The organism is Methanospirillum sp. (genome assembly GCF_028679455.1).
Taxonomy (GTDB): domain Archaea; phylum Halobacteriota; class Methanomicrobia; order Methanomicrobiales; family Methanospirillaceae; genus Methanospirillum.
Map to the genome: position 1 here is coordinate 1 of NZ_JAJRBM010000324.1, position 4783 is coordinate 4783.

Here is a 4783-nt window from a genome sequence, read left to right on the forward strand (position 1 = left end):
AGACTGTTTTCTGCGAATCAGGTCGAGTTCTCTGATGTATGTGGCCAACTGGGAGATAGTTCTGACCGCGACGATGATCAACCGGTCTCCCCGTTCTGCAAGAAGAGCAGAAACCACACTGGATTTGCCTGATCCGGTTGGTGCATCAATCAGGAGCACTCCCCCTTCGCGGGCACTAGCGGCTGCAACTTCGAGCATAGCCTCTTGTCCGGGCCGGTACGCAGTATACGGAAACCACCGGTCAAGCTGGGTCATGCCATACCTGTTAGTGTTTCTTCCTCTTATCTCTGTCAGAACAAAATTGAGCGTTTAAGATATCTGATCTGAATATATTATGCCGTGTAAGATGATGATACCAAAAAAAGTAGTTAATTATAAACCGTTTTCTTTAAATACAGAGGAGTATTGCTTATCTGTTCCCTTGATATGCCGGGTTACCCAGTCACGTAAAAAATTCATGATCTCGATGGAAAGACCTAATTTTCCAGCATTAAAATCAGTCTGAAATTTTTCAACTTCCTGTACAAATCCTTCATGCTCTTTCTTGTGTGTCAGATACCCGATATATTTAAACTGTTGCATATATTTCTCTTCAGCTTGAAAATGATACACAGTATAGGCAGCAAGTTCATCGATGATCTGTGATACAACCTGCTTTCCCTGTTTGGCAAGCATCGCCTCATGAAGTTTATTGATCAGATCGATGAGACGCTGATGTTGTTGGTCAATTTCTTTGACCTGCACACTCAAATCTTCCGACCATTTCATAATAGACATAATCAGGAGGATGGAACGTTCTTCCAGATAAGAACACCGGTTCAGAGACAGGATATTATCAGCAGGATCAAGATTCACACAAGTCAAGGGAAGCTTACTATGGTAGATAGTACCCGTCATCATTCAGGCAGGGGGTGAAGTATTATCATCAACATCCAACATCAGATTCAAGACTGCCTGCAACCTATGTTAATTATTGCCTGATCAACATATGCCCTCACATCCGTATCCACAATTTTTCAAAGTAGTCATATTCATTCTGATAATATCTGGTATTTCGATGATAACCCACGGAGAGGTATCAGGGAATCAGGTTAACACAGTAGTAAAAACTGAGTCAAACCAGAGCGGAACGACCCTTTCAATACCTTCAGTGATAACAGCGCCTGGAGTATACATTCTTACCACTGACTACACTGGAATAGGAGGATCAGATGCAATCACTATTCAGTCAGATGATGTCCTCCTTTTAGGAAGAGACCATCTCCTGCAAGGGAATACATCAGGTTCTTATCAGAATGCAGGCATTAGAATATCAGGTGGGGGCACGTCTCATAAAAATATCACGATCTCCTCGGTTGAAATTTCCGGATTTAATTCAGGAGTTCTGATGGAGGATATAAAAGATGCACAGATTCAGGATTGCTCAGTACATAATAACCGCCATGCCGGGATATCAGTAACTAATGGAACCGATCTAAACCTCACCAGTTCGGTGATATCCTCCACCCATCCCGTAGCCGGGGGAACCGGAGGTAACGGCCTCATCATTTCTAATTCAGATAATATCACCATCCATTCTGTTCAGGTAATCGGAACCGGAACAGGCGGAGCCGGATCCGGCATCCAAATTTCGCACTCATCAGGAATACGGATTAATGAGAGTGCCAGTGTGATAAATGCAGGATCAGGTATCTCCATTGATGGAAACAATTCAGAATTAGTAATCAGTAATGCTAATATATCAGCAAATGGAGAAAACGGAATAGCCATCGGTGCCGGTTGTTCAGGCCTGGAGATATCAGAATCCAGGATAAGTAAAAACACACTGACTGGCATTGAGGTAATTTCCGGTACCAGGGGACTGATCTATGCAAATGTCATTGATAACAATCAGGTCGGGCTGAGTCTGAGTGAATCTGAACATTTCCAGTTGAAAAAGAACCATTTGCGAAATAATAAAATTAATCTGGATGTTACCGGCAGTTCTCCTGACCAGTATCAACACCAGATTGATACCTCAAATCTCGCTGATAACCGGCCAATATGGTATCTCACCAATTCCAGTGGAGTGCAGATCGGATCTCATGAAAATCCCTCATGCATTTATGCGGTACACTGTACTGGTCTTTCAATCACTGACCAGATCGTTACTAACAATGGTGCAGGAATTTTTCTGATCGATACTGACTCAGCCACTATTCAACGGGTTTCATCGCTGGATAACACATTTGGCATCAGAATCGGATATGGATCCAGGAATATAAGTATCATCAACAGTAGCACAGAAACGAATCTGATTGCGGGATATACAGTATCAGGCAGTGACAATATCACCTTCAAATCCTGTGCAGCACAGAACAACCTGATCGGTTATTTCCTGACTTCGACCAGTACTGTGCTTGTGGAGTCATGTAATGCGTATAAACAACAGGGACTGCGTCGTCGGGGACCTTCAGGATTTCTGATATCAGACTGTACAAATGTTTCTATCATAAACAGTTCAGCGAGAGAGAACCAGTTTGACGGAATATATCTGAAGAATTCTCCAGATACCAGAATCATCAATTCTATCGTATCAGCAAATGATATTGCAGGAGTTGCCGTCTTATCTGAAAGATTCACTATGGTTAACTCCACGGTATCATCCAATGGAGTAGGCGGGATATTGATCTATGGAAACAGTTCCATCCTTCAGGGAAACCAGATCATAAAAAATAATGGGCGGGGTTTGCTTATAGACTCGGTTATCGCAAGCAGGATCTGGAATAATATCTTTAATAACTCACGAAATGTTGAAACTTCAGGTGATAATCAGATGACACAATGGAATATCACCTTGCAATCAGGCACCGGAATTACCAATAGGGTATGGGTAGGAGGAAACTATTGGGGTGCCCCCAATAAATCAGGATATTCAGATACCTGTAATCCTGATACCAAGGGTTTTTGCAACTCACCATACCAGCCAGAAAGCAATGGAACTGATTTTTACCCGATTTCACGGATTCTGATTGTAAACAACTCTTCTTCCATGAGTCAGACAAGCAGTCATATGAGTAATAATGATCTCGATCAGAATGGCAGGGTCAATCTGCAGGATGTGATTATTTTGATGAATCTGATTGGCTCCGGAAATACTAACATTTCATCGTATGATTTCAATCATGATAGCAGGGTTAATCTGGAAGATGTGATAGTATTCTTCCATCAGATATCCTGATAGAAAAAACCGCAATCCATCTTCTTGTGAATACGATTAACGGATAGAACCTGCCTGGGTTGATATATTCGGAACAAATGAGCAAATTACCTGAACAGTAAATACAATACCATGAAAATAATTCCCGCAACGATGAGCACGAGACCTATCATGATGACCTGAAGGCGGGTGAATCGTTCAGGCTTTCGCAGGGCTTGTGTCTTCTCCCACTGTAATTTGATCCTGCGGTTGTTCCGCCCGAGATTTTGCAGGTATACCGGATTATCTGGTGATAAGATGAGAGCATTTCGAAAACAGATATCTGCAGTTTCAACCTGACCGGCCTTTGAATATACGACACCCATCGCATTCCACGCCAGATGATGCTCTTCATCTGTTTCAACGACTGCCTGAAACCGTTCAACTGCCCGCTGAAGATCACCAGCAAGAAATGCCTTCTTTCCTTCACGGAACCACGATTCCTCTTCAGAAGTCATAGAGATCAGTTTGGATGTTGTATTACTCGGATTCAGTATTATTCTATGGATGCATTATCCCAGAAATTTTTCAGTGATTTGATCTGAGAGAAAGATTGGGTCCGGCCTATCTGATAACAACCGGACTTTTACTAAATGCAATATTATTATCCCGGGTACTTTCTGTGATCTCATTTGATGAATCTGCAACGATGCTAAAGTAATAACTCCCTAGGTTGATGGTTTTGGGAATTGGAATTACGGCATCGGCCACCCGTTGCTTTCCTGGCTGTAACCCATCTATCCTGGTCTTTACTACAAGGATGCTGGTATCAGGATTGATCTGCTGATCAGTTGAAAGATACATGGAGATATCAAATGCTCCTGCACTAACCCTGCCATTATTTTTGATCGTTGAAGTTACGTTGAAACTTCCTCCAGGAGTTCCGGATGTACCAGACGACCGGATCCTAACTACGAGATCCGGAAGCAACTTTCCAGAACCAGCAGAGTCGGTTGATGTTGTTATTGTTTCAGCACCGGGAGTTGCCGTAACCGTCGGAGTGGCAGTCATCTCAATGGTAATCTTGGGAGTCGGAGTTACTTCAGGGGTTACAGGAACCGGAGTTGAAGTCACCGTTGCTTCTACCACTATCTCAGGGGTCGGAGTTACTTCAGGGGTTACAGGAACCGGAGTTGAAGTCACCGTTGCCTCTACCACTATCTCAGGGGTCGGAGTTACTTCAGGGGTTGCAGGAACCGGAGTTGAAGTTACTGCAGAAGATAAAGGACCGGAGATAACAATCGGAGTATCCATTGACCGTGAGTTGTTCTGCTTATCATGCTCTAGAATCGCAGACTGACTATCTGCCATTGCAATCAGAGAATATGAACCGGGAGTGACATTTAATGGAATTAATGCTACAGCAGTCCCCTGACGGGATTTTCCAGCAACGAGATCCGGTATATCTCCATACCCAAGTTCCAGATCATCAGCAGATACCGATCCATCATGAGAGAGGTAAACAGATAACCGGAACTTTCCTGCATCTGCATCACCTGCATTGCGAACGGTTGTCGTAATCGGGATCTTTTCACCTGGTGCTGC

At 43.3% G+C, this 4783-nt stretch carries 4 protein-coding genes and 1 pseudogene; 1 reads left to right on the forward strand and 4 read right to left on the reverse strand.

Annotated features, from left to right (window positions below):
- Positions 1-255: pseudogene (locus LUQ50_RS11225) on the reverse strand (ATP-dependent DNA helicase); the annotation flags it as partial.
- 117 nt (positions 256-372) lie between these two features.
- Complete coding sequence (locus LUQ50_RS11230) at positions 373-855, reverse strand: bacteriohemerythrin (protein WP_300039925.1); 483 nt, start codon at positions 853-855, stop codon at positions 373-375.
- Positions 856-1057: 202 nt separating this feature from the next.
- Between LUQ50_RS11230 and LUQ50_RS11235 the strand changes: the two genes are divergently transcribed.
- Positions 1058-3220: a right-handed parallel beta-helix repeat-containing protein gene (locus tag LUQ50_RS11235; RefSeq protein ID WP_300039926.1), complete on the forward strand. Its 2163-nt coding sequence runs from the start codon at positions 1058-1060 to the stop codon at positions 3218-3220.
- Between the two features lie 86 nt (positions 3221-3306).
- On the opposite strand, the gene LUQ50_RS11240 is transcribed toward LUQ50_RS11235, so the two are convergent.
- Both LUQ50_RS11240 and LUQ50_RS11245 read right to left on the reverse strand, forming a co-directional pair.
- Positions 3307-3696, reverse strand: coding sequence for a hypothetical protein (locus LUQ50_RS11240; RefSeq protein WP_300039927.1), 390 nt, complete (start codon positions 3694-3696; stop codon positions 3307-3309).
- 106 nt (positions 3697-3802) lie between these two features.
- Positions 3803-4783 (reverse strand): CARDB domain-containing protein (locus LUQ50_RS11245; protein WP_300039928.1); only part of this gene is annotated, 981 nt, incomplete at its 5' end.